Origin of the sequence: Zhongshania borealis (genome assembly GCF_039539625.1) — a bacterium.
GTDB classification, from domain to species: Bacteria; Pseudomonadota; Gammaproteobacteria; order Pseudomonadales; family Spongiibacteraceae; genus Spongiibacter; species Spongiibacter borealis.
In genome coordinates this window covers 748,190-771,363 of sequence record NZ_BAABDM010000001.1, presented here as the reverse complement: position 1 = coordinate 771,363, position 23,174 = coordinate 748,190, and the positions used below count along the sequence as shown (strand labels likewise).

Below are 23,174 nucleotides of genomic sequence, written 5' to 3'. Positions count from 1 at the left end.
GACTTTCTCGCAATAATTTTCTACCGTTCCTAGTGATACTGGCATTCCACTCCATTCATTGATCTACATCATTTACCAGCTAAACTAATGGGATCACACTCAGGTAACGTTACGCGGCCTTTATGCTCGCCGGTAAGTCCATGCGAAGGAATAGCAGTCAATGGAATTTGAAGATTACTACAAGGCGCTTGGTGTCGAGCCCACTGCAGACAAAAAGGACATCAAGGTTGCCTACCGTAAGCTTGCTCGCAAATACCACCCAGACGTAAGTGATCACAAAGACGCGGAAGAAAAATTTAAAGAAGTCACTGAAGCCTACGAAGTCTTGTACGACGACAAAAAAAGGGCGGAGTACGACGAAGTGCGTCAGTATGGTGGCAATGACGGCGGTTTTAGGCCACCACCGGGCTGGCGTCCAGAGGCTAATCCGCAGGAGGAGTTTTCTGCTAATAGCGATTTCTCCGATTTTTTCGCATCAATGTTTGGCCAAGCAGGACAAAATAGCGATTTTAGTAGTCGCCGGCAGCAAACACGAAAAGGACGAGATATAGAAACAGATTTACCAATCTTTCTCGAAGACACCTTGTCAGACGAATCTAAAGCCATTTCCTATACAATTCCCCAATATTCGGCCGACGGTCGAGTGAGCGAGATCACCAAAACCTTAAATGTTAAGATTCCGGCCGGTGTGGAGGCGGGAGAGCGTATTCGTTTAAAAGGGCAGGGTGAACCGGCGGGACCTAATGGCGTAGCTGGCGATCTTTACCTGCGTATTCGCCTAGTGCCGCACCCGCTATTCGATGTGGAAGGCCATAACCTCATTATCACCGTGCCGCTCGCGCCATGGGAGGCCGCGCTAGGCTGCAAGCTGGTAATGCCGACCTTAGATGGCAAAATCACCATGTCTATACCGGCCAATAGCCAAACGGGCCAGCGCCTGCGCGTGCGTGGCAAGGGCTTAGTCAAAAAACTTCCAGCAGATAGTGGGCGTGGCGATCTATACGCGGTGTTAAAAGTGACAATGCCCACAAATACAAATGACGATATCAACAAAATATGGCTGGAACTGGCAAACAAAGCTGCATTTGATGCCCGCGCAGAGTGGAGTGATAAATAATGAATGACACTAAAGCGCATAAAATTGGATTTGACGAACTATGCCGTGTTGCAGAACTACCAGAGCACTTTGTGTTGGAGATCGTCGAGCAGGGTATCGTCGAGCCTCATGGCGACAGCCCAGAGCAATGGGTGTTTTCCACACATATGGTCATGCAAACAAAGAAGGCCGTGCGACTCCATCAAGACCTTAAGATCGATTGGCCGGGTATTGCTTTAGCCATCAGCTTGCTGGAAGAGATCGAACAATTGCGCACGGAAAACGCGCAATTAAAGCAGCGCTTAGGTCGTTTCACGCACTGTTGATCTAGGAATTTTCAATAGCAGCTGATTCTAATGCGCTTACTTGCGATCAAATACCGTTGCTAGCGCCACCACAATTGCACCTGTGACCACACCAATAAGGCCGTTAAATAGGTTCTGCGCGACGCTATTCGCCAAGCCATTCGCGAAAATATGCAGATGACCGAGGGCAATGTCTAACTGTGCATAGTGGTCAAAGCCGTGGCCTAAAATACCGCCACCCACTAAAAACATTGCGAGAGTACCAACTACGGTTAAGGTTTTCATTAAGGCGGGTGCCAACCACAGAAGAAAATTACCCACTGCCTTAGCAAGGGCAGTTTTTGTCTCCAGTAAAAATAGGCCGACGTCGTCTATTTTTACGATCATCGCCACCAAGCCGTAGACGGCAACGGTAATACCGACCGCGACAACCGCCAGCACCATCACCTGCTTGCTGAACGTTTCCTCTTGGACTGTGCTAAGCGCGATAACAATTATCTCTAGGCTTAAAATGAAATCGGTGCGAATTGCACCTTTTACTCGCTCTTTTTCTAAGCTGAGCAGGTCAACCTTGCTGTTTTTTATCAGCGCTTCACTTTGGGCGTGATTCTTAACACCGGGGTGCCTTACGGCATGCCAGATCTTTTCTGCACCCTCGTAACACAAATACACGCCACCAATCATCAACACTGGCGTGATTAGCCAGGGCATAAACAAACTAGCCAATAATACCACCGGCACAATAATCAGCTTGTTGAGCAGTGAACCTTTCGCCACAGCCCACACGACCGGAAGCTCACGCGCGGCGCGAACACTGCCAACTTGCTCAGCATTTACTGCTAAATCATCACCTAAAACTCCAGCGGTCTTTTTGACCGCTACCTTTGACATCATGGATATATCGTCTAATAAGGTCGCAATGTCGTCAAAAAGTGCTAATAGAGAACCTGCTGCCATCGTAAATCACCTGAAAAGGAAACTCTAACTCGTGTAGGAGCAAGCATACTACAGGCGCCGGATTTAAATTTACATGTCGCGGCCTGAACAGCGTCCTACTTTTATTTTGCATAAAGCTGTGGCTGTCTTTTTGGTCGCTTTGGCCAAATTCACTATGCCACTACAAATCCTGAAAGTTTAAGAGAAGTAACGCAAAGAAGTCCTCCTACTTTGCTGGCGATGTGCTTTATCAGTTCTTGGGTGCCACTACCTGTGGTTTTCTTGTTGTTGTGTTTAGCTACCGTATAACAGCGACTAACTATGAGTCCTTTGCCTTAGGCTATAATCTTTTATTTACACTTTATAGGTTTGGCTAACTGCCTCATTGATATAGGTCAATTGGCGAAAAGTCTTGTTATGAGATGATGAGTTCGCCGCTATCTTCCCTGTTTCTCTTTTTCGGGGCTGGTATGTCATCCGTCGCGTATTACCAGAGGTGAGGACACTCTTGATCGGAACCACGAACGTGTTGGCTCGTCGTATCAATCAGCCCTTGCTCATCTTGTATGGGCTAGGCACCATACTTGGTGCAGGAATTTATGTTCTCGTCGGAAAAGTCGCTGCTGAGGCGGGCTTATTGGCGCCACTCTCGTTTATCTTTGCTGCTTTTATTGCTTGGCTAACAGCATTGAGCTATAGCAAGCTTGTTGTATTGTTCCCTAAAAGCGCTGGCGAAGCGGTCTATATAGAGCACAGCTTTGGTAAAAAATGGCTTACCTTGACGGTTGGTATACTTATTATTCTTACTGGTGTTGTGTCAGCCGCGACGCTGACAAATGGTTTTATCGGCTACCTTTTACTGCTAATTCCGGTTAATGAAACCATTGCCATGATAAGTATTGTTGTCGTGTTAACCATGGTAGCGGTTTGGGGCATAGCTGAATCATTAATGTTAGCCGCATTGATAACTGTCATAGAGGTAATGGGTTTACTCATTGTGCTGGCTTTTTGCGGTGATGTGCTTCTACAGTTGCCAGAAAAACTTGAACAACTTTTTGTACCGACGTCTGTGGCGCAATTCACTGGCGTGCTTTCGGGCGCATTTTTGGCGTTTTATGCCTTCATCGGGTTTGAAGACATGGTAAATGTTGTCGAAGAGGTAAAGCAGCCGCAGCGAACCATGCCCAGAGCAATATTTTGGGTGGTACTTGTTTCGACGAGTTTGTATGTCCTCATCGCCTTAGTTGCGATTTTCTCGTTACCACTTGAAGATTTATCGCACAGTAATTCACCGTTGGCCGATATGTTGGCACAAAGAAGTTTCGGCGCAGCCAAAGTTGTTTCCGTCATTAGTGTGTTTGCAATTGTGAATGGGGTGTTAATTCAGTTAATAATGGCCTCACGGGTTTGCTATGGGATGTCTAAACAGTACGGCGGTCCTGTATTTTTACATCGCGTGTCGTTGTCGACCCAGACTCCGGTGTTCGCAACGCTCACCATAGGTGTTGCGATTCTGATCTTTGCGTTGTTTTTCCCTTTAGTGGTTTTAGCAAAATTCACCAGTTTTATTATCCTAATAATCTTTGCCTTAGTGAATTTAGCCCTGTGGAAGCTTCAACGGGGAAATTATCAAGACGCGAGTAAAGAGAGTATTACTTATATTGGTGGCTTAAAAAGCTATCCAATACTGGCAGCAATCCTTTGTATTGGTATGCTAGTTTTCCAGATCAGTCATTATTAATTGGGTGACAAATTACGTAAAACAGCTTATTGAGTAGACATAGCGGTCCTTATTTAATGAGTTGCTGCATTATAGGTGTCTCGGAGATGGTGGCTTTATAGATAACAAATAGTGGGTTTTTCTGTTGCAAATCAATTTTTTTGATCACAGTTAAGATGTTGTTTTATGAAAGAAAATACAATTAATATTCATCAATATGAGGAAGTGATTGCCAAAGTGGATAGGCAGCACTTTGTTCAGAATTCTCAGCATGAGTTGGTCATTGGAAGAAGCGTTCCATCACGGGAACTAATCCAGCGCTGTTTAGCAATTTGCACGTTACCGCCGTCACCACGAATACTGCAATTGGGTGCAGGCGTGGGATACGCTGCTGCGGTATTGGCCGGTTTTGGTGGCCATGTGGTTGCAATTGAAAAAAATGCGATACTTGCTGGTGTCGCCCGCGAAAAGCTTGCAGGTCTGGGTATCAAAAATATTGATTTCAGGATTGGCGAGGGCAATGAAGGCGCACCTAGCGCCGGCCCCTTCGATCTTATTTTGGTTTCTACACCGAACATTAGCCAACACGAAAAACTGTGGGAACAGCTTGCTGTGGGCGGGCAATATATATGCTTGGAGCGAGACAAGGCTTCCCACACGGTCGTGGTGATGTATAAAAACCAAGGCCAACATAAAATCGCGCGAACTGAACACGGCTATGTCGATTTGGCCCCGAGTGATGATCAGGTATTTGTCGAATTGGGTTTGGTTAGCCCCGCGCTATTGGCCAAAGCGCGTAAACTTGCGGATAAAAATCATACGTTAATTGTAGATGAAATAAGTAAATTTCAGCACCTCGATGAGTTAAAACTGTACCGTTCAATGGCGCGTCAATATGGTATACCGCTGCGCTCGACAGAAGAGCTTCTCGCTAGTGCTGACCCCTCCCTATTCGGACAGTTTTCAACAGCTTTTCTTGACCACTTGCAAGCAATACCACTGTGTATAGAAGGCACAAGTCTAGTGGTGGCCTGTACTCAGCCAGGCACGCCTATGCGGGAAGTCCAGCTGGTTTTTCCAGAGTTAACTATCGAGAAAGTACTAGTTACTCCTGTTGACTACCGTCGTTTATGGAGTTCGTTGAGCCGTCAAGCAAAAGACGGCCGCGTAGCTATGGAGCAAAAAGACACTAGTGCAGCAGGACAAGATAAGGATTTACTCGACAGTAAACCTCCCGATGCGAGAATGGTGGCGGTTTATGAAGCCTTGCTGCTCGATGCCGTGGCCGACCGCGCTAGTGATATACATCTGGAAATATACCACGAGCGAGTTCGTGTGCGGCTTAGAATAGACGGCGAATTGCGCGACTTACAGCATTACCAAATTAGTCGTAGCGAATACCTTGGGCTTGTAAATGTGGTTAAGTTACGGGCCGAAATGAATATTGCCGAGCGTCGTTTGCCGCAAAGTGGACGTGCTCAAGTGAGAGTAGGAGATGCTCGCTTTGATTTGCGAGTACAGGTTCAGCCCGCATTACATGGCGAGCATGTCGTTATTCGTATACTAGCCCAGAATTCACCGCTTATTAGTATCGACAGCCTCGGTATGTCGCCGATGATTGCTGGCCAGTATCGCCGCTTATTGAATAATCCTGCAGGCCTTGTATTGGTGGTTGGACCGACGGGGTCTGGTAAAAGCACCACGCTAAACGCGGGATTGCAATTACTGGCCGACGACACCAGCCGCAAAGTCATCACCATTGAAGACCCCGTTGAATACTCTATAGACGACATACAACAAGTCCGGGTTCGGCCCGAAATCAGGTTTAACTTTGCTGATGCAATGCGCTCCTTTGTACGTCAAGACCCCGATGTAGTTCTTGTCGGCGAAATTCGCGATCATGAAACCGCACTCGAGGCCATAAGGGCATCGCAGACTGGGCATATTGTTTTGTCGACACTGCATTGTAATGACGCAATAGATGCCGTACAGCGCTTATTTGACCTTAATGTTCACCCTAACTCACTTGCCAGCGAATTGTTGGCAGTTATGGCCCAGCGCCTAGCTAAGCGTATTTGCGAGCACTGTAAATACGAGGCACTGCCAGATCCGCAGATACTAAAAGAATTATTTCCTCGTGATCCTCCCAAGCATTTTAAAGCGTTTATCGGTAAAGGTTGTGAGCAGTGCAATGGCACTGGTACTCATGGACGGGTTGCTGTCATTGAGTATTTGCATTTGAACGCTGAGCTCCGTGACGGAATCTCTCAGCGCATTCCCATGGGGCAGCTGCGCGCTCAGGCGCTGGATTCTGGCTTAGTCACTATGCGCGACAGCGCACTTGATCACGTAGTGCAGGGCAATATTCCGTTAACTGAACTGCCACGAATTTTACCGCAAGAACGCATGGCACCAGAAAAACGCGGTGAGTGGCAAGTGAGTTAAACGAGGAGCGATGATGGTTGAGAAGGCGATACAACGGCTCGCGGCAGAAGATGCCTACCGGGATGAGCTAGTGATGCTTCGTGAATGGGACACGGCGGCGGCGCCGCCAGGCTGGCTGCTGTCGCCGTTTGCGGTTGAGCATTTCATTCTCGGCAACGACAAGCTCGGGATCGAAAGTAAATTCGTTGCGCCACGTGAACTGCTGACCCGGGTAATTATTTCTCTGGCCACGAATCGCGGGGTAATGCTCATTGGCGAGCCAGGCACTGCAAAGTCGTGGCTGTCTGAGTTGTTGGCCTGTGCAATATCTGGTCACTCTCAATTCACCATTCAAGGTGGGGCGGTCTCTCACTACAATCAATTGCTCTATGGCTGGAATGAAGCACTGCTACAACGTGACGGCCCGTCAAAAGAGGCGTTGATTCCCGGCCCAATATACCGAGGCATGGCCGCAGGGCAATTAGTGCGTTTTGAGGAGTTGGCACGTTGCCCTGCGCCGGTGCAAGACGCTATTTTGTCGATACTATCTGAACGCAAACTGCATATACCTGAGCTAAGTGGGGAGGATGCAAGCCTATATGCCCGGGACGGCTTTAATATTATTGGGACCTCTAACTCGCTCGATAAAGGCGTATATGATATGAGTGCAGCCTTAAAACGGCGCATGAATTTTGAAACTATTGCTGCCATCAGCGACATCCAAAATGAAATTGATGTGGTGCAACGCGAAGCCAATAAATTAATCGAGCGCTCTGGCATAGCTATCACACTAGACCCAATGATTATTGACATGCTAGTCACGGTTTTTCATGAGCTTCGCAACGGTCAAACCCTAAATGGCCGAAGTACCGACCGCTTGGCCTCGGCGGTAATGTCCACAGCCGAGGCCGTATCGGTAGCCCACGCCATGGGCGTGTACGCCCATTACTACGGCGACGGTAAAATACGGCCGGGGGATATGATTCATTTTCTCCTCGGCGCTACCTTAAAAGACAACCTCCAAGACCGCCGCCGCGTTAAGCATTATTTCGATACTGAGGTAGTTAGTAAACCTGGCAGCCACTGGCAAGAGCTTTATGAGCAGAGCAATATACTTAAAGCTTGAAATAAGTTTTTTTCAAAATCGTATTGTAGATAGTGTTCAGAGAGGTGTTTCTTGAATGACAATAACCAAGAAGACTTGATTCAAGAGCATCGTCCAGAGGAAATCCGCCAACGTTTAGCCTTAGCACCAAAGCGGCAAAATATCTCAGATGCCGTGTTGGGTGGAATCGATGGCTGTATCACCACGTTTGCAGTGGTGTCTGGCTCGGTTGGCGCTGGGTTTCCTTCCTCCGTTGCAGTCATTCTGGGTTTCGCGAATCTCTTTGCCGATGGTTTTAGCATGGCCGTGAGTAATTATGAGTCTAGCAAGGCGGAACAGGAATTTATTGAAAGTATAAGGAAGTCGGAAGCGCGCCATATAAAACTTATTCCAGAAGGTGAGCGCGAAGAAATTCGACAGATTTTTAAGGCCAAGGGTTTTGACGGCGACCTATTGGAAGAAGTTGTCAGCACGATAACTGCAGACCAAAATAGATGGCTGGACGTAATGCTGATGGAAGAGCATGGCCTAAGTAAATCCGTTCCAAAGCCGGCGATGTCTGCTGCAGTCACCTTTGCTGCGTTTCTATCAGTCGGTTTGATACCATTAATACCGTATATTGTGTCTACGTTGGAGATGAAACAACAATTTGCGGCGAGTGCGGTTCTTGCGGGAACGATGTTCTTTGTTATTGGGATGCTAAAAAGTCTTGCGGTAGCAAAGCCCTTAATTAAATCAGGATTGCGTACACTCTTTACCGGTGGTGCCGCCGCCGCGGTTGCTTATTTTACTGCGTATTTTTTACGTGAGTTTTTTAATGTCAGTGGCTAACGATAGCGTAGTCATTCCGTTTGCTTCTTGTCATTCTAGTTGTTCAAAGAAACCCATGTGCTAAGCAGTGTTTGTGAGCAATTATTAGCATTCGATGGTAATACTCCCATTTTTTAGATGCCAGCTTTCGCGTAATATTTTAATCAAGCTGGATTCAGCATCACCTGGTTTCAGCTTTATACCCATCAATTTCTTATTGGAAGAGAAACTATTCAAGGACTGAATAATGATGACTCGTACGGTAGCCCTATGTTTGCTTTACTCTGTATTAGTGGCCTGTAATGGCGGTGACTCAGGGACAAGTGATGACGCTAATAACAGACCAAGCGCCACTGATTCCTCTATCTCTAGTTTTGTTATAAAAGGCACATCCAATCCACTTATCCCCGGCTCACCCGAGCCCATAGATCCCTATGAAAATGACGGTCAATTTAGCGTTACTTATGCTATTGAGGCTGACGGAACAGTCGATATTGAGTTGTCAGTGATTGAGGCGGGAGGCTCAATTGTGTTTTGTGGCAATGAGTCAACGGAGTTTTATGATCGCGATTGTGGGCCTGGCAAGTCTTGTGGACTGTCTGGTGAATTGAGCTGTAAATTCTCTGCTAATTATATGCTTTCCTGTGAAGGAGGGGCGGAGCGGAATCTCATCGTGTTTTTTGATGAGCTTCCAAAAAATGCGGATATCGTTTTATGCGTTAGCCATGCGAGTGGTGGCGGGGCGTCAAAAGAACGAGTGCAATTTAGATAAGTAGTGATAGGGCGTTGCGGGGGAAAAAGGCCGGTTTTGAGCATAGGCACCCAAAACCGGCAAGCATCTGATCTTACCAGCGATATGACGCTTGAAGCGCAAAGGTTCTGGGTGGATTAGTGAAACCGTGGTGGGTAGTTGTACCCGCGATAACTTTCTTCGCTACCGGCGTATCGATTGCGTAAAGGATGATGAGCTCATCCGTCAAGTTTTTACCCAACAAGGCAAGTTCCCATTGGCCGTCATCGGTAGATATTGAAATACGACCGTTGTACTGAATGAAGGCATCTTGTTTTACACGATCATCAAGGTTTGGGGAAGGGTGATACTCGTCGCTAAAGATTGCGTCGAGATTGGCCCGCAATATTAATGAATCGCCAATTTCCCGCTCATAGCCAAGCAGCACGTTACCTGAATAGTCGGCGGCGTACTGGTTAGTTTTGCCAGAGTAATCGCAGTTTATACCGTTCGGGTGATCAGGTTCTTGGTCCTGAATACAGGTTCCCAATTTGTGATCCTGGAATTCAAAATCCAAGAAGGCGAGACCGGCACCAAGGATGATGTGTTCGCTTAATGCGACACGGCCGTCGAATTCAACACCTTGAGTTACTGCGCCAGCAGCATTACCAACGTTGAAACCTAGAGTTCCGTCAAACACACTTACCTGCAAATTGTCGAATTGGGTGTAGAACAGCGCGGAATTCAATTCTGCTACGCCATCAAACAAACTGGTCTTTAAGCCGAATTCGTAGGAAGTTGCTCGCTCTTCTTCAAACTCAAAACTACCGATAAGGACGCGAGGATTAGGTACAGTCGCATTGGGGTTGGTCGCGGTGGGCTCATCACTCGGTGAGGAGTTTGAGCGGGCGTCGTAGCCACCTGACTTGAAACCGCGGCGTGCTGAGAAGTAGGCCATAGCGTCGTCGCTGAAATCCCACTGCAAGTTGAGCAACGGCGCAAATTGTGCTTCGGTGCGCTTGCCTGCCAGATCATGACGCTCTGCTGCAAATGTAACTGCGGCGGCGGTGTCGGTTTCGCCAATTGGCAATATTGAACCGTCGGGAAGCCCAAACTCAAGCTTGCGGCTACCGCTCTTTTTCTCGTAGGTGAAACGTCCGCCCAAGGTTAAACGGAGGGTGTCGGTCATGATCCAGGTGCCTTGCATAAATGCGGAGGCAATTATTGAATCACTCTTGAAATCCCGTGGAGAGCGAATATCAATTAATGAGTTACCTGCATCGCCAATACCGAGTAGTTCAAAGCCGGTGCTGCCATTCGCGCCAGGATCAAGGTCGCCGCGAGCGCCGCCTTCCAATATGTCAGCTGCGTTAATCAGCTGTGGGATGAGAGTAGAGGGGAGTACAATCGAGTCAAAGAAATACACGTCGTTATACTGGAAGTATGCACCAGCGATCATGTCAAAGTGTTCCCCTGGCGCGGAGATCCAGCGGAATTCCTGACTGTATTGTTCGTATTCCTCTTGCATCACGACTTGGAACAGTGGTGCGCCAGTGAAATCGCAGTCGCATTCTTCGTCGTACTGGTAGGCCATGTAGGAGGTGATCGAAGTAAACGTATCACCGTCGACATACCAGTTCATATTCAGAGTAATGTTCTGGGTGTCGTTATTACTAAAGTCTCCATTCGAGTGGCGGCGACGGTCTGCCGTGGAATCCAAAACCGAATCATCGGCCTGCATATTCAGAATTGAACCGTTATCCTGCAGCTGAATCAGGTTGCGAATGCCTGCAGGCAAAGAGCCAAGTATGCCGCCCGCCGCGCCTAAATCGGGGAAAACCGTGTCGTTTAGGATTTCGCCATAAGTGCGGCCGGTAAATAGGAAAATGTCTGAATCGGAAGCGTAGTCGCTGATAATCTCTGATTGTCGACCAACCACATCAAAGCTGCCTATTTCAAATTTCAACATTGCATCGGCGTCGTTGCCCATGTCCCAGCCGAGTTTAAGGCGGTAAGTTGCTTCGTCGCGTTGCGCTTCGTCGCGATTCAATACTTGGTTTTCGACAAAGCCGTTGGTGTGGCGCTGACGCATAGAAAAACGCGCGTTGAGATTATCGCTAACCGCGCCAGAGGCCATAAAGTCGATAACCTGCTCGTTCAGGTCTGGCTCATATGTACCTTGCACATAAAACTCGGTTTCTTCAGTTGGCGATGCAGTACTGATGTTAATTGCGCCAGCAATACTGTTTTTACCTAAAAGGATATTTTGCGGGCCACGTAATACTTCTACGCGTTCTAAGTCGAGAAAGGGGGCTCTAGCAAGCTGCGCACGGCCGTAATATACGCCGTCTACATACATACCGACCGATTGCTCGAAACCTTGGTTTTCACCTGAACCAATACCGCGAATATAGATATCAGTACCGATACTAGATTCCGTCATCGTAAAGTTTGGCACGTAAGCCTGTAAGTCTTCGATTTTAGACAGACCGGCTTCCATCATTTTTGAGCCACTTATAGCGCTCACTGATACAGGTACATCTTGGAGGCTTTGCTCGCGTAGCTGAGCCGTCACCACAACCTCTTCAAGCTGAGCGGCTATCGCGTTTGTACTTTGCAGTACAGTCGCGTATAGCGCGATCATGCCAAACTTATTTGTTCTCATTGTCTTTCTCCTATTAAGGCGGCCAGTCAGCCGCCAAATACTTAGTTATCAGTCTTATTGCTGTTTATGCGTTTACACTTTTATTCATCGTACTGAAGTACATTTTTAATTTCTCTGCTTTGCTAGGGTGCACATTCGCTTTGCTAAAATCCCCGCGGTGGTGAGCTACAACGCGCGGGTTCATAACTTTGAACCACAGTGGCGGGAAGTAGGCGAGCATCATCATTGAAGCATACCCTGACGGTAATTGGGGGCTATCTGAAAAATGACGCAAGGCTTGGAATGCCCGATTTGGGTGAGCGTGATGATCAGAGTGGCGTTGCAATTGGTAAAGAACAAGGTTAGTCACAATGTGGTTGCTGTTCCAAGAGTGCTTAGGCAAGCAGCGCTCGTAGCGGCCGTTCTCGTCACGCTGACGTAAAAGACCGTAGTGCTCAACGTAGTTGATCACTTCAAGTAAAGACGCGCCGAGAAATGCCTGTGCAACGAGGAAGGCGAGTGCGGGCCAGCCTAGGACTAAGGTGCAACCGCCAAACAATACAATGGTCATTGCCCATGCTTGCAATACATCGTTGCGCCAATGCCAAAAGCCTAAGCCTTTACGGCCAAGGCGCTCACGTTCAATTGCGCAGGCTGAGCGAAGGCTGCCAATCATTGTGCGGGGTAAAAAACGCCAGAAAGACTCGCCCATCTTAGAGCTGGCTGGGTCTTCTGGTGTTGCCACATTACGGTGGTGACCAAAATTGTGCTCGACATAAAAATGGCCGTAAGCAACGGGAGCGAGTGCAAGCTTGGCAAGAAACTGGCTAAGTGCGTCGCGTTTGTGACCCAATTCATGACCCGTGTTGATACCAATTCCGTTCACGTAAGCACAGCTGAATAAACCGGCGATGATACCCCAGGTGCCAAGCTGAGTGCAGGCAAACCATACGGTTATCAAGGTGCCAGCATACTGAAGCGGAATATATGCGAATACAATGTAGCGGTAATAGCTATCTGCCTCTAAGCCGGGCACAGCTGATTCAGGGGGGTTGGAGCGGTCGGTGCCCACTAAATAATCAAGAACAGGGATGATCAAGTATACGATCGCGGGGGCAAGCCACCAGCCCCAAATAAGGCCCGTATATTGATATATGGCGGCGCCAAAAATCGGTAGCAGTGGCACAAGTAAACCTAGTGACCAGAGATAACGCTTTGGGTCTTTCCATTGTGCCTTGTTACTCGAGTTCATTTATTATGGTCCCCATATATTAACAGTTGTTAAGTTGGACTTTAAAATATAACTTAACATGTGTCAAGATACGGTTTAGCATCTTTATCGTAATTTAGAATTTTATTGATCAATTGCAGTTTGCGGTCGCGTCGCTGTTTCACAGATAATGTGCCGCGTGCGATAGTGCTGGATAATAGTGTTTTATAATGAGGGTAATATGAGCGGTAGTAAGCCAAAGCAAAGTCGCAAAGGAAATCGTGAAAAGCTGATGAGCGCAGCGTTAGACTTGCTTGCCGAAGATCAGAGTGGCTTGTCTGGAATTAGCCTGCGTCGAATTACCAAGGCTTGTGGTTTAAGTCCACCAGCGTTCTATACCCACTTCACCTCGATGGAAGAACTAGGCTTGGCGCTTGTCAGTGAGGTCGGTGCAACGCTGCGAGCTGTATTGAAAGGGGTGCGGGATGCCGAGACGGAAGCAGCGGTAATTAAGGCTTCGGTGGTTGCGGCATTTGAATATATCCGTGGCAATGAATCCCTTTTTATTCTCATCGCAAGAGAGCGGGCGGGGAGTTCGGCCTCAATTCGTAGTGCGATTCGTAATGAGGTGCGCAAAATTGTTGAGGAAATGGCCAGCGATTTTCAAGACCGAGGTCTTTTTGAGCGGTTTAGTCTGCCAGAAAAACAAGCTGCGGTGGCGGCCATCGTTTCTTTAGGCTTAAGTTTAATTCCAGATTTACTTGATGTGTCACGAGAGTCATCCGCTGAAGGTGATGCGCTTCTGTCGCAGTTTGAGTTTCAGGTGCAGTTTATTTTGTCTTCTTAGATCTAGGTACTGAGTCGCTAGAAACCATAGTCGTCTATAAGTGCATGGTTCATGGGAGCTCTTGCTGTCTGTCGCGGAGAGCAGGACGAGAACTTCACTGAACCGCGATTGATAAGGTATGGCGCGAGCTTGTTACGTTACTTCTTGGGTTAAATAAATTTCGTGATTCCGCAATCGCGACTATATTAAGTGGACAGTAGCTGAATCCGCTCGCTTAATAACAACTAATCTAGGAGAGAGCATGACTCGCACGGTTAAAGTGGTAATAGAAGAGCGTGGTCACGTGTTGTTGATTGGTCTTAATCGGCCAGAAAAATACAACGCCTTTGATCACGACACATGGCATGAGGTGGCGCGAGCGTACAAGCTTCTGGAGTCAAATAAAGACTTACGTTGCGGACTGGTATATGCAAATGGCAAGCATTTTACTGCGGGCTTGGATTTACCCCAGTGGACCGATGTGTTTTCCTCAGGAGAATGGCCTGAGATTCCCACTGATGAGTGTGATCCACTCGGATTGCGGCCGGAGCATCGCTGCCGTAAACCTATAGTAATGGCAATACACGGTATTTGTTACACCATTGGGATCGAGCTCGCTTTAGGCGCCGAAGTACGTGTTTGCGGCCGAAGTGCACGCTTCGGTCAGATTGAAGTTAAGCGCGGTATCATCGCTTGCGGTGGTGCGACGGTGCGTATGGTTCAAGAGTTTGGCTATGCCAATGCCCAGCGTTACTTGCTAACAGGCGACGAATTCGATGCTGAAACTGCGCTAAGGATTGGTATGGTTCAAGAGGTTGTTGATGACGAGAAGGTCTTCGAAGCGGGGCTGGCCTTAGCGACGAACATTGCGGCTCAAGCGCCGTTAGCGGTAGAGGCTAGTCTGGAGTCATCGCGGAGTTATTTGTTGAATGGGCTTGATGAATGCGCGCGCCTTGTCGCTCGTGAGGTCCCGTTGATGAAGAGTGAAGATGCCGCGGAAGGGGTGGCTTCGTTTAAAGAGCGGCGCCAGGCGGTGTTTAAGGGTCGCTAAGCGCGATCGAGTCCGAATAATAAAGTGTCCGCTATTAAAAAAGCCCCGTCAGTTTGCACTGGCAGGGCTTTTTTTACTGCAGGCCAAGAATTACTTAGCAGCAGCGGCTTTCTTTTCTTTCTCTTTGGCAATTACTGCTTCAGCTACGTTGGCTGGGCAAGCGGCGTAGTGAGAGAATTCCATTGAGAACTGACCGCGACCAGAGGTCATGGTACGCAGGGTGCTGATATAGCCAAACATTTCTGAAAGAGGTACATCAGATTTGATACGCACGCCAGTAACGTTAGCTTCCTGGCCAGAGATCATACCGCGACGACGGTTGAGGTCACCGATAACATCACCTACGTGATCTTCTGGGCTGTATACGTCGACTTTCATCACAGGCTCAAGCAGCTGTGGGCCGGCTTTAGGCATAGACTGGCGGAAAGCGCCTTTTGCTGCGATTTCAAACGCGATTGCCGAGGAGTCAACGGCGTGGAAACCACCGTCTACCAAAGTGACTTCAACGTCTAGTACTGGGAAACCAGCCAAAGGACCAACACCCATCATAGAGCGGAAGCCTTTCTCGATTGCAGGGAAGAATTCCTTAGGAACGTTACCACCAACCACTTTCGAGGTGAAGGTGAAGCCTGTGTTGGCCTCGCCTGGTTTAATAACGTAGTCGATCTTACCGAACTGACCAGAACCACCAGACTGCTTTTTATGCGTGTAGCTGTCTTCGATTTCTTTGGTGATGGTTTCGCGGTAGGCAACCTGTGGCTGGCCTACCAGTAAGTCAACACCATAGGTGCGGCGAAGAATGTCGACTTTGATGTCGAGGTGCAATTCACCCATACCTTTAAGGATGGTTTCACCAGAATCTATGTCAGTTTCAACGCGGAAAGTAGGATCTTCTGCAACCATCTTACCGATCGCAATACCCATTTTCTCGGTTGAGCCTTTGTCTTTTGGCGTAACAGAGATCGAGATAACTGGCTCTGGGAATACCATGGCTTCAAGGGTACATGGGTGCTTAGGATCACACAGGGTGTGACCAGTCTGTACGTTCTTCATACCCACGATGGCGATGATGTCACCAGCCTGCGCGCCGCTTAATTCGTTGCGCTCATCGGCTTGCATTTCAACCATGCGGCCAACGCGTTCTGACTTGCCGGTAAAGGAGTTAAGGATGGTGTCACCCTTATTCAGCTTACCAGAGTAGATACGTACGAAAGTCAGGGCACCGAAACGGTCGTCCATGATTTTGAACGCAAGTGCGCGGAAGGGCTCGTCGGCAGAAACAATCGCGAATTCGCCGTTGGCATTGCCTTCTTCGTCAGTTAATGGCTGAGGATTAACTTCGGTTGGGGTTGGTAGATATTCAACTACTGCATCAAGCAACAGCTGCATGCCTTTGTTTTTAAAGGCAGAACCGCAATATGTTGGGAAGAAAGCCAGTTCAAGAGTACCCTTGCGGATACAGCGCTTAACGTCTTCGTCTGAAGGCATTTCGCCTTCCATGTAGGCCATTAACAGGTCGTCGTCTACTTCAAGCGCGGTTTCAATCAGCTGCTCGCGGTACATTTCAACGTCGTCAACCATATCGGCTGGTACATCAACTACGTCATAATTTTCAGGCTGGCCAGTTTCGTCCCATATATAGGCTTTGCGGCTAAGCAGGTCAACAACGCCAGAGAAGGTATCTTCACGACCAATAGGCAGGGTCATGATTAATGGGTTGGCGCCTAATACTTTTTTGACTTGATCGGTAACGCGAATGAAGTCAGCGCCGATACGGTCAAGTTTGTTAACAAAAATCAAACGCGATACTTTTGAGTCGTTCGCGTAGCGCCAGTTGGTCTCAGATTGGGGTTCAACACCGCCAGAACCACAGAATACGCCGATACCACCATCGAGCACTTTAAGTGAGCGGTAAACTTCTACAGTGAAGTCAACGTGGCCCGGTGTGTCGATAACGTTGAAACGGTGGCCTTTCCAAAAGCAGCTAACGGCTGCTGACTGAATGGTAATGCCGCGTTCAGCTTCCTGTTCCATGAAGTCGGTCGTTGATTCACCTTCGTGAACCTCACCCAATTTATGAATTTTACCGGTCAGCTTAAGGATACGCTCAGTGGTGGTGGTTTTACCGGCATCGACGTGGGCGAAAATACCAATATTTCTGTAAAGGGATAAATCAGTCATGGCGCTCTCTGTAAGCTGGGTTGAAAATAGGGCGCTAATATACAGGATATTAAGCGGATATGCCCCTATAAATGAGTTTGTCTAAATTATTTAAGTGAAATTTTACGTGTTTTAGCTATCTTTACTTTGGTTTTGGTCCAGTAAAGCCTGTATTTGCTTTTCTAGCTGCCGAATTCGACCTGACATATCATCAAGCTGGGTATAGCGAACGGAGTTCCGACGCCATTTTTTAACATCTTGCTGCGGCGGTGCAGAAGCAAACACGCCAGGCTCAGTATTACCCTTAGTGACAATAGTGCCGCCATGAAAATGACTGTTGTTGGCAATCGTGATGTGGCCGTTAATAGCCACAGCGCCGGCAACGGTACAGCCTTCACCTAGTGTCGCGCTGCCCGCGATACCCACGCAGCCTGCGATAGCAGAGCCTTTGCCGATTTTTACGTTATGGGCGATGTGAACCAAATTATCGATAATCACATTGTCACCGATAATGGTATTGCCCAGCGCGCCACGGTCAATGGAGGTGTTGGAGCCTATTTCCACATTGTCGCCGATAACAACGGCGCCGAGCTGATGAATTTTCTCCCAGCCGCCGCGCACCGGCGCAAAGCCAAAGCCATCTGAACCGATAACAGTGCCGCTGTGGATAATGCAGTCCTTACCAATTTCAACGCTGTGATAGATGACCACGTTAGGGTGAAGCAGGGTTTTTTCACCAATCGTAGCCCGATCACCAATTGAGACGCCGGGGTAAAGTTTTACATCGGCGCCAATGTGCGCATTTTCGCCAACCACACAATTAGCACCTATAGCCGCACTGGGGTGAACCCGTGCACTCGCAGCGATAACTGCTGACGGGTGTGCGCCTGTTGGCAAAACGGATAAGGCTTCAAATAGGGCAGATACTTTTGCATAAGCGAGGTAGGCATCGTTTACGATCAGTTTGTTGCCGTTGAATTGATCAGCAAATTCGCTACTTAATATAACCGCGCCGGCTGAAGTCTCGGGAAGATACTGGGCGTAAGAGGCTTGGTTTATAAAGGCAAGTTGCGACGCAGCTGCCGTTTGTAAATCGGCGATGCCATTTATACTGTGATTTGCGTCACCGACTAGTTCCGCACCAAGATATTCAGCGAGTTCAGCCAAGTTTTTTTCTTTTTTGCCCATGAGTATTCTCTCTGCCTATATACAGATTATTGGAGTTTTGGGTAGGTCGAACAGTGGAGTGGCAGCCAAATTCACATAGACTGCATAATTTATCTGTTGGCTAAATTACTCACCAAGGCGTCGACGACATGGTGCCCTATTGTAATGAATAGACCAGCGTTTACCTTTATTATTTTTGGGAATAATTTGTTCGGAAGGAGATGAAATGACCGGTTTTAGATCGGTACGGCGGTTTAATTGGCCGGTTAAATTATCCTAGGCATGCGTAAGCGAACTCCGTTGTCATACTCTATTATCTTAACGCACTAGGTAAAGCCTAGAGGAGCCGTATGTCTAATCTATTTGCCCATGGGCAAATAGCCTGGTCGAGACGTTTAGGTTCCCGCTGATTGATTCGGAATACGGGTGCGGTCTGAACCGCTGGCCTAATACGGCCCAGATTGGTTTGTACCGCCCCCCCAAAGAGCAGACCAGATTGCATCGCCGGACAAAAAATACACGGCGTCGCCGTCAATAACTGAGCGATTCTGGCCTGGATGCCAGCTGTCATTGGGCGCAGGGCTGGCGAGAATGCTGCTTATAAGTTTAACACTTGCGGTTGCGGGCGCGGCTTTTGACTCAATTTCCAGCAGGTAGAGTCGGTTTTCACTGCGGTAGCTTTCGTCCGCGTCTTGATAGTTAGATTGTACTGGCACCGCTAAGCGATCTGCACCCGTGGCGCTCGGCAGGTAGCTAAAGGCATGACGATTATATTGGGCTTCTGAATAGTTCCAGCCACCATCGACTCCGAGTAGCAGGCTATTTAATTCTTGGGGATGACTAATGTCGGTGATGTTAAATAAACTTAACTTTATGCTTTGCTGGGATGGGCCGCCGCGGCCGAGGCCCAGTAGTAGTTCTTTGTTGACCGGATGAAGGAAGTCCGAAACGCCGGGAATTTCAAGTTTGCCGGCGATATAGGGGTCGGCGGGATTGCTGAGATCAATTACGTACAGCGGATCGATTTGTTCAAAGGTGACGAAGTAGGCGCGGTCATCTAAAAACCGAACACCATAGAGCGCTTCGTTGGGTTTTCCTATTTCTTCGGGCCGCCGGGTGTTCGGCAGGCTAGCGATAAGCTCTAAAGACTTGGATTGGCTGGCTTCACCTAAAATACTCAGCTGGTGGTCCCGTGAGTCTTGTTGGTCGCCGGTAAAACGTGTTGTTACGGCGCGGAGTAAACCGTTGCGCTCAGACATGCGGAAATCGCTTTGTCCCGGCCCCCATAATTGACCGGTAATGTCGGCTGAGCCACGGTATTCCGGACTACCGTCGTTAAGTGTGAATTTATGGATACGACTGGCATCGCCGTCGACAGTGTAGCGATATTGACTGAGGTATAAGGCCTCTTGGGACACATAGACGCCGCTACTATTTTCATTAAAACACAGTGATTTTGCATTGTTAGGACTGCCGAGTGGTATCGCAGTAACGCTGGTATAAACCGGGGAGGCGTAGTCTTGATTTTGATCGTCGCGACTAAGCAGGCAGTTTTGTGGTGTAAAAAGCGGCCGAGACTCACCATTTATCGTCAATAGAGGAATAAGGTCTTGGGGCTGTATTGAGGCTAGGCGCTGGGCGTTAGCGTCGGTCTCGTTTTGATTGCTTGGATAGTAATACATATTGTCAAAATAAGGGCTGTGGCGGCTAATTATGTAAAGGGTGTCGCCAATTCGCCGGCTATCAACTAAACCACCTTCAATACCAATATCCCAATTCAGTTCGGGCTCGGTAATTGTGCTGGTGTCATAAACTTTAATGTGCAAATTTTGTTGTTGCCAGCTGGCAATCCCTAGCCACTGGTCGCCATAGGCACCGTAGTATTGGGTACTGCCAATACTGATCAATTGGCTCCCGTTAATATACATGCCCTGCACATACTCGCCCTCGTCGAGCGCTATGGTGCTTACCTGGGTGGCGGTCGCATCGCTCGGCGTAGTGCTTAAAATGCGGATACCGGCTGATTGATCCGGGCTAGGCGGTGCGAAGCTGGTGTCCTCCGCGGTAGCAATACCGGGCGTTACAAAACAGCAACGTGCTTGCAAAGTAGGGGCAATATAAAGGTAATCGCCATCGTATTTTAATACGTCGAGTTCATCGACATCGGCTTCAAGTGTGTAGGTCGTGCTGTAGCTGTTGCCACTGCTGCTGTCGCCGGTCGTGGCACCTTCGGCGGCGACGGGCTGCATGCTATTTTGTTGGTCACTGCTAGGCGCTGGGCGGGTATACAGCGCGCGGAACTGGCTTACAAATTCCTCGTTGTTTGCCACGCTGCGTAACAAGCCGTCGTTCGGATTTTGTTGCGCCGCACCGCCACTCGAGCCGCCGCCACAGGCGCTAAGCGCCAGGGCGCAGAGAATAGCTACCCCTGTTTGAGTGGGCGTGGCTATGACAGCATTGAATTTAACTGTACTCATGTTCATCTCCGACATCGGCGAATACCTGTTAAGCATGAGTAAAGTGTAGGCCTTTTACCTTGCTTGTGCATGCCTTTGCGGGCGTCGAGATGAGGCTTTTCGCGGCGGCGTTGTTTAGGTTAAGCTGCTCGAAATTAATCAGTAGCTTAACAATGCGATATTACAGCTTAGAAAAATTAATCAATCTCCACGACGGTTATCGCAAGGTGTTTCAGATCGATAGCCATCATCTTATGCTGCTGCAAATTGAAGGTCAGCGCTACCTCATTGAAAGTCGGTGTCCACACCGTGAATACCCGCTGCGCAGTTCGGATGTGCAGGGCGGCGAACTGGTATGTCCTCAGCACGGTTACCGGTTTGAGATCAGTAGTGGGGTGTTATTGGCTGCAAGCGAAGAACCTTGCAGAAATCTGCACTGCTATTCACTGACTGATCGTGGCAATGAAATTGGCGTGATGCTTGACGAGTAAACTGGGCGTGCGAGCTCAGTAAAACGGTTTAAGTGACCGGGGTTCTTTGGTATGGCGCCATAGGTGGTCAAATTTCAGGCGATATTCTCGGGCTACGATTTCGTCATCTGAGCGCAAAATCTGATCAATTTCTGATTGATGCGGATAGACCAACAGGTGATCTTCATCGCTGACGGTAAAATACTCGTCGGCGTTAATCGTATAATCAATGCTAAGGGTGCGAAGTTTCAAAATTTGGCGATGCTGCCTGCTCAGTTCCACAAGTGGGTGATGTGTCTCGCGTAGGGGCAGTTCGTCGCAAATCATCAATTTTACAACACTGTCTTGGTGGCGATGGGCAAAATCATAGATACTGCGAATGAATTCGGCATTAGCGAATAATGGGGGCTCAAGGCTATGGCTGAAAATACGCAATTCCCAGCGCGCGTTTTTACAAAGATCCAAGATTGCTTGCGCCGGATTGGCACGCAAAGCCATGTCAAAATCAAAACCACGGGGTAAGGCCGAATTTAAGGACATGTGCATGTGCTGATGTGCTATGCCTGCGTCCATAAAACGCGGGCCTTTTACTCGGAAACCCGCGCGTTTATAGAACGCTATTGCGTGTTCTTGGGCGCCAAGCTGAATGAGTGGGTAATTCCGCGTTTTCGCTTCTTTGATCATTGCAGTTAACAGCGCGCTGCCGATGCCTTTGCCTCGATAAGGCTTGAGCACCGCCATGCGACCGATAACGCCGCTATCGAGCATTCTTGCCGTGGCCACAACGGTGTCCTGGATTCGCGCCATCCAGTGACTGGCAGTCGCGTCAAACTCATCGAGTTCAAGGACTTCTGGCACACCTTGCTCGTCAACAAATACGCGGCGGCGGAGTTCCGAGAGAAGTCCGGAGTGGTGTGCCCAGTCGGCTTTAGCTATCGTTAGTGTCGTCATCAACGTAAAGCGTAGCATTGCAATACAGGGCGTACAGCATTTCTACACTAAAATTTTGCAAACTATCAATCGATTCGCCGCATTCGACCCGACAGAGCGCTTCTACTTCGGCGCGATTCTGTGGTGGATAGGCGAAGGCCACGCCGTCGGCGAACAAATATTGCTCGTCAAAGGCAAGGCGGGCGCCTAGCCGCAATTGCAGTTCTAAGCCTGAAGCCAATAGCGCTGAAAACTCATCTAGGCTTGTGCTGTTGTCACGGTATTCGCTCTGGTCTGGCACCCTGGTCATCATTTCACCAAACCAGCGGGCAAGCAGGGCGTCATCGTTAAGCTGCTTTAACAATAACTGTTTTAATTGGGCATGAACCGCGGGCAGAATCTCTCCGGGGTTACTATCTGCGCTGAGCTGAGGGTCACGATAGCGGCGGGATTCGTCGCTACGACTGGCGATCTCATCGCAAAAATCGCCCAGCAGCGCTGTTTCCGATGGTGCTCTAAAACCCACAGACAGCGTCATGCAATCGTCGCCTTCTGCGACGCCCCAATGAGCGACGCCAGGAGGAACATACAATATGTCGCCAGCTTCAAGCAAAAACTCTTCTTCGCATTCAAAGTTTTGCAGTAGTTTAAGCTGAGGGTGACTGTGCAGCGGAGTGTCAGGGCTGCAATGACCGCCAATTTTCCAGCGACGTTTGCCGCTACCCTGCACCAAAAAAACATCATATTGGTCGTAATGGGGGCCAACATTGCCGCCGTCGGTGGCGTAGCTGACCATAATATCTTCAGTGCGCCAGCGGGGAAGAAAACGGAACTGCGCCATTAAATCGGCTAACTCCGGCAAATATTGATCTACGCCCTGAACCAGCAAGGTCCAGTGCGATTTAGGTAGTGTAGCGAATTCACTTTCTTGAAATGGGCCGTTCCGCAGTTCCCAGCCATCTTTTGCCTCAATGATAATGCGACTGTCGACGTCATCTTCGCAGGCTAACCCCGCGAGGTCATTGCCATCGAGGGGGCATTGGAAGTTGGGCAACGCAGCCTTTATTAATACTGCTTTGCGCTGCCAGGCAGTATCCAGAAAATGCTGGGCATCAAATCCTTGCAGCGCCACGG

18 protein-coding genes are annotated in these 23,174 nt (G+C 48.7%); 10 read left to right on the top strand and 8 right to left on the bottom strand.

The features are described from left to right. Positions 1–160: 160 nt before the first annotated feature. Both ABD836_RS03570 and ABD836_RS03565 read left to right on the top strand, forming a co-directional pair. Positions 161–1,117, top strand: a complete 957-nt coding sequence (locus tag ABD836_RS03570; RefSeq protein WP_344932438.1) for a DnaJ C-terminal domain-containing protein — start codon at positions 161–163, stop codon at positions 1,115–1,117. Further along, complete coding sequence (locus ABD836_RS03565; protein WP_344932437.1) at positions 1,117–1,422, top strand: chaperone modulator CbpM; 306 nt, start codon at positions 1,117–1,119, stop codon at positions 1,420–1,422. The genes ABD836_RS03570 and ABD836_RS03565 overlap by 1 nt, the downstream gene beginning before the upstream one ends. Positions 1,423–1,458: 36 nt before the next feature. On the opposite strand, the gene ABD836_RS03560 is transcribed toward ABD836_RS03565, so the two are convergent. Further along, on the bottom strand, positions 1,459–2,358 hold the full coding sequence (locus tag ABD836_RS03560; RefSeq protein WP_344932436.1) for a DUF808 domain-containing protein: 900 nt from the start codon (positions 2,356–2,358) through the stop codon (positions 1,459–1,461). A gap of 487 nt (positions 2,359–2,845) precedes the next feature. Between ABD836_RS03560 and ABD836_RS03555 the strand changes: the two genes are divergently transcribed. The 5 genes from ABD836_RS03555 to ABD836_RS03535 all read left to right on the top strand — a co-directional run bounded on the left by ABD836_RS03555 (position 2,846) and on the right by ABD836_RS03535 (position 9,168). After that, a complete protein-coding gene (locus tag ABD836_RS03555) occupies positions 2,846–4,078 on the top strand; it encodes an APC family permease (RefSeq protein ID WP_344932435.1) in 1,233 nt (410 codons plus the stop codon). Between the two features lie 165 nt (positions 4,079–4,243). Next, the gene (locus ABD836_RS03550) at positions 4,244–6,502 is read left to right on the top strand and encodes an ATPase, T2SS/T4P/T4SS family (protein ID WP_344932433.1); all 2,259 of its coding nucleotides are present in this window, start codon (positions 4,244–4,246) and stop codon (positions 6,500–6,502) included. Between the two features lie 10 nt (positions 6,503–6,512). After that, a complete protein-coding gene (locus tag ABD836_RS03545) occupies positions 6,513–7,607 on the top strand; it encodes an ATP-binding protein (protein WP_344932432.1) in 1,095 nt (364 codons plus the stop codon). A 51-nt stretch (positions 7,608–7,658) separates the two neighbouring features. Beyond that, complete coding sequence (locus tag ABD836_RS03540) at positions 7,659–8,417, top strand: VIT1/CCC1 transporter family protein (RefSeq protein WP_344932431.1); 759 nt, start codon at positions 7,659–7,661, stop codon at positions 8,415–8,417. Between the two features lie 226 nt (positions 8,418–8,643). Then, a complete protein-coding gene (locus ABD836_RS03535) occupies positions 8,644–9,168 on the top strand; it encodes a hypothetical protein (protein ID WP_344932430.1) in 525 nt (174 codons plus the stop codon). Positions 9,169–9,241: 73 nt separating this feature from the next. Here ABD836_RS03535 and ABD836_RS03530 read toward each other — a convergent pair whose 3' ends face one another. Next, positions 9,242–11,791: a TonB-dependent receptor gene (locus ABD836_RS03530; protein WP_344932429.1), complete on the bottom strand. Its 2,550-nt coding sequence runs from the start codon at positions 11,789–11,791 to the stop codon at positions 9,242–9,244. Positions 11,792–11,855: 64 nt separating this feature from the next. Next, a complete protein-coding gene (locus ABD836_RS03525) occupies positions 11,856–13,022 on the bottom strand; it encodes an alkane 1-monooxygenase (protein ID WP_344932427.1) in 1,167 nt (388 codons plus the stop codon). A gap of 199 nt (positions 13,023–13,221) precedes the next feature. On the opposite strand from ABD836_RS03525, the gene ABD836_RS03520 reads away from it, so the two are divergent. Together ABD836_RS03520 and ABD836_RS03515 are read left to right on the top strand one after the other, a co-directional pair. Then, on the top strand, positions 13,222–13,827 hold the full coding sequence (locus ABD836_RS03520) for a TetR family transcriptional regulator (RefSeq protein WP_344932425.1): 606 nt from the start codon (positions 13,222–13,224) through the stop codon (positions 13,825–13,827). A 241-nt stretch (positions 13,828–14,068) separates the two neighbouring features. Next, on the top strand, positions 14,069–14,857 hold the full coding sequence (locus ABD836_RS03515; RefSeq protein ID WP_344932423.1) for a crotonase/enoyl-CoA hydratase family protein: 789 nt from the start codon (positions 14,069–14,071) through the stop codon (positions 14,855–14,857). Positions 14,858–14,947: 90 nt separating this feature from the next. Here the strand turns inward: ABD836_RS03515 and fusA are convergent, their stop codons facing one another. The 3 genes from fusA to ABD836_RS03500 form a co-directional block, all read right to left on the bottom strand. Then, positions 14,948–17,038 carry an elongation factor G gene (gene fusA, locus ABD836_RS03510; RefSeq protein WP_344932422.1) on the bottom strand — a complete coding sequence of 697 codons (2,091 nt, stop codon included), beginning with the start codon at positions 17,036–17,038 and terminating at the stop codon, positions 14,948–14,950. A 111-nt stretch (positions 17,039–17,149) separates the two neighbouring features. Continuing rightward, the gene (gene lpxD, locus ABD836_RS03505; RefSeq protein WP_344932420.1) at positions 17,150–18,205 is read right to left on the bottom strand and encodes a UDP-3-O-(3-hydroxymyristoyl)glucosamine N-acyltransferase; all 1,056 of its coding nucleotides are present in this window, start codon (positions 18,203–18,205) and stop codon (positions 17,150–17,152) included. Positions 18,206–18,630: 425 nt separating this feature from the next. Beyond that, positions 18,631–20,661, bottom strand: coding sequence for a beta-propeller domain-containing protein (locus ABD836_RS03500; protein WP_344932418.1), 2,031 nt, complete (start codon positions 20,659–20,661; stop codon positions 18,631–18,633). 152 nt (positions 20,662–20,813) lie between these two features. On the opposite strand from ABD836_RS03500, the gene ABD836_RS03495 reads away from it, so the two are divergent. Next, positions 20,814–21,131, top strand: a complete 318-nt coding sequence (locus ABD836_RS03495) for a Rieske (2Fe-2S) protein (RefSeq protein WP_344932416.1) — start codon at positions 20,814–20,816, stop codon at positions 21,129–21,131. Positions 21,132–21,146: 15 nt separating this feature from the next. Here the strand turns inward: ABD836_RS03495 and ABD836_RS03490 are convergent, their stop codons facing one another. Both ABD836_RS03490 and ABD836_RS03485 read right to left on the bottom strand, forming a co-directional pair. Next, positions 21,147–22,061: a GNAT family N-acetyltransferase gene (locus ABD836_RS03490; protein ID WP_344932414.1), complete on the bottom strand. Its 915-nt coding sequence runs from the start codon at positions 22,059–22,061 to the stop codon at positions 21,147–21,149. Continuing rightward, a complete protein-coding gene (locus ABD836_RS03485; protein WP_344932413.1) occupies positions 22,039–23,172 on the bottom strand; it encodes a JmjC domain-containing protein in 1,134 nt (377 codons plus the stop codon). The genes ABD836_RS03490 and ABD836_RS03485 overlap by 23 nt, the downstream gene beginning before the upstream one ends. Positions 23,173–23,174 lie beyond the last annotated feature (2 nt).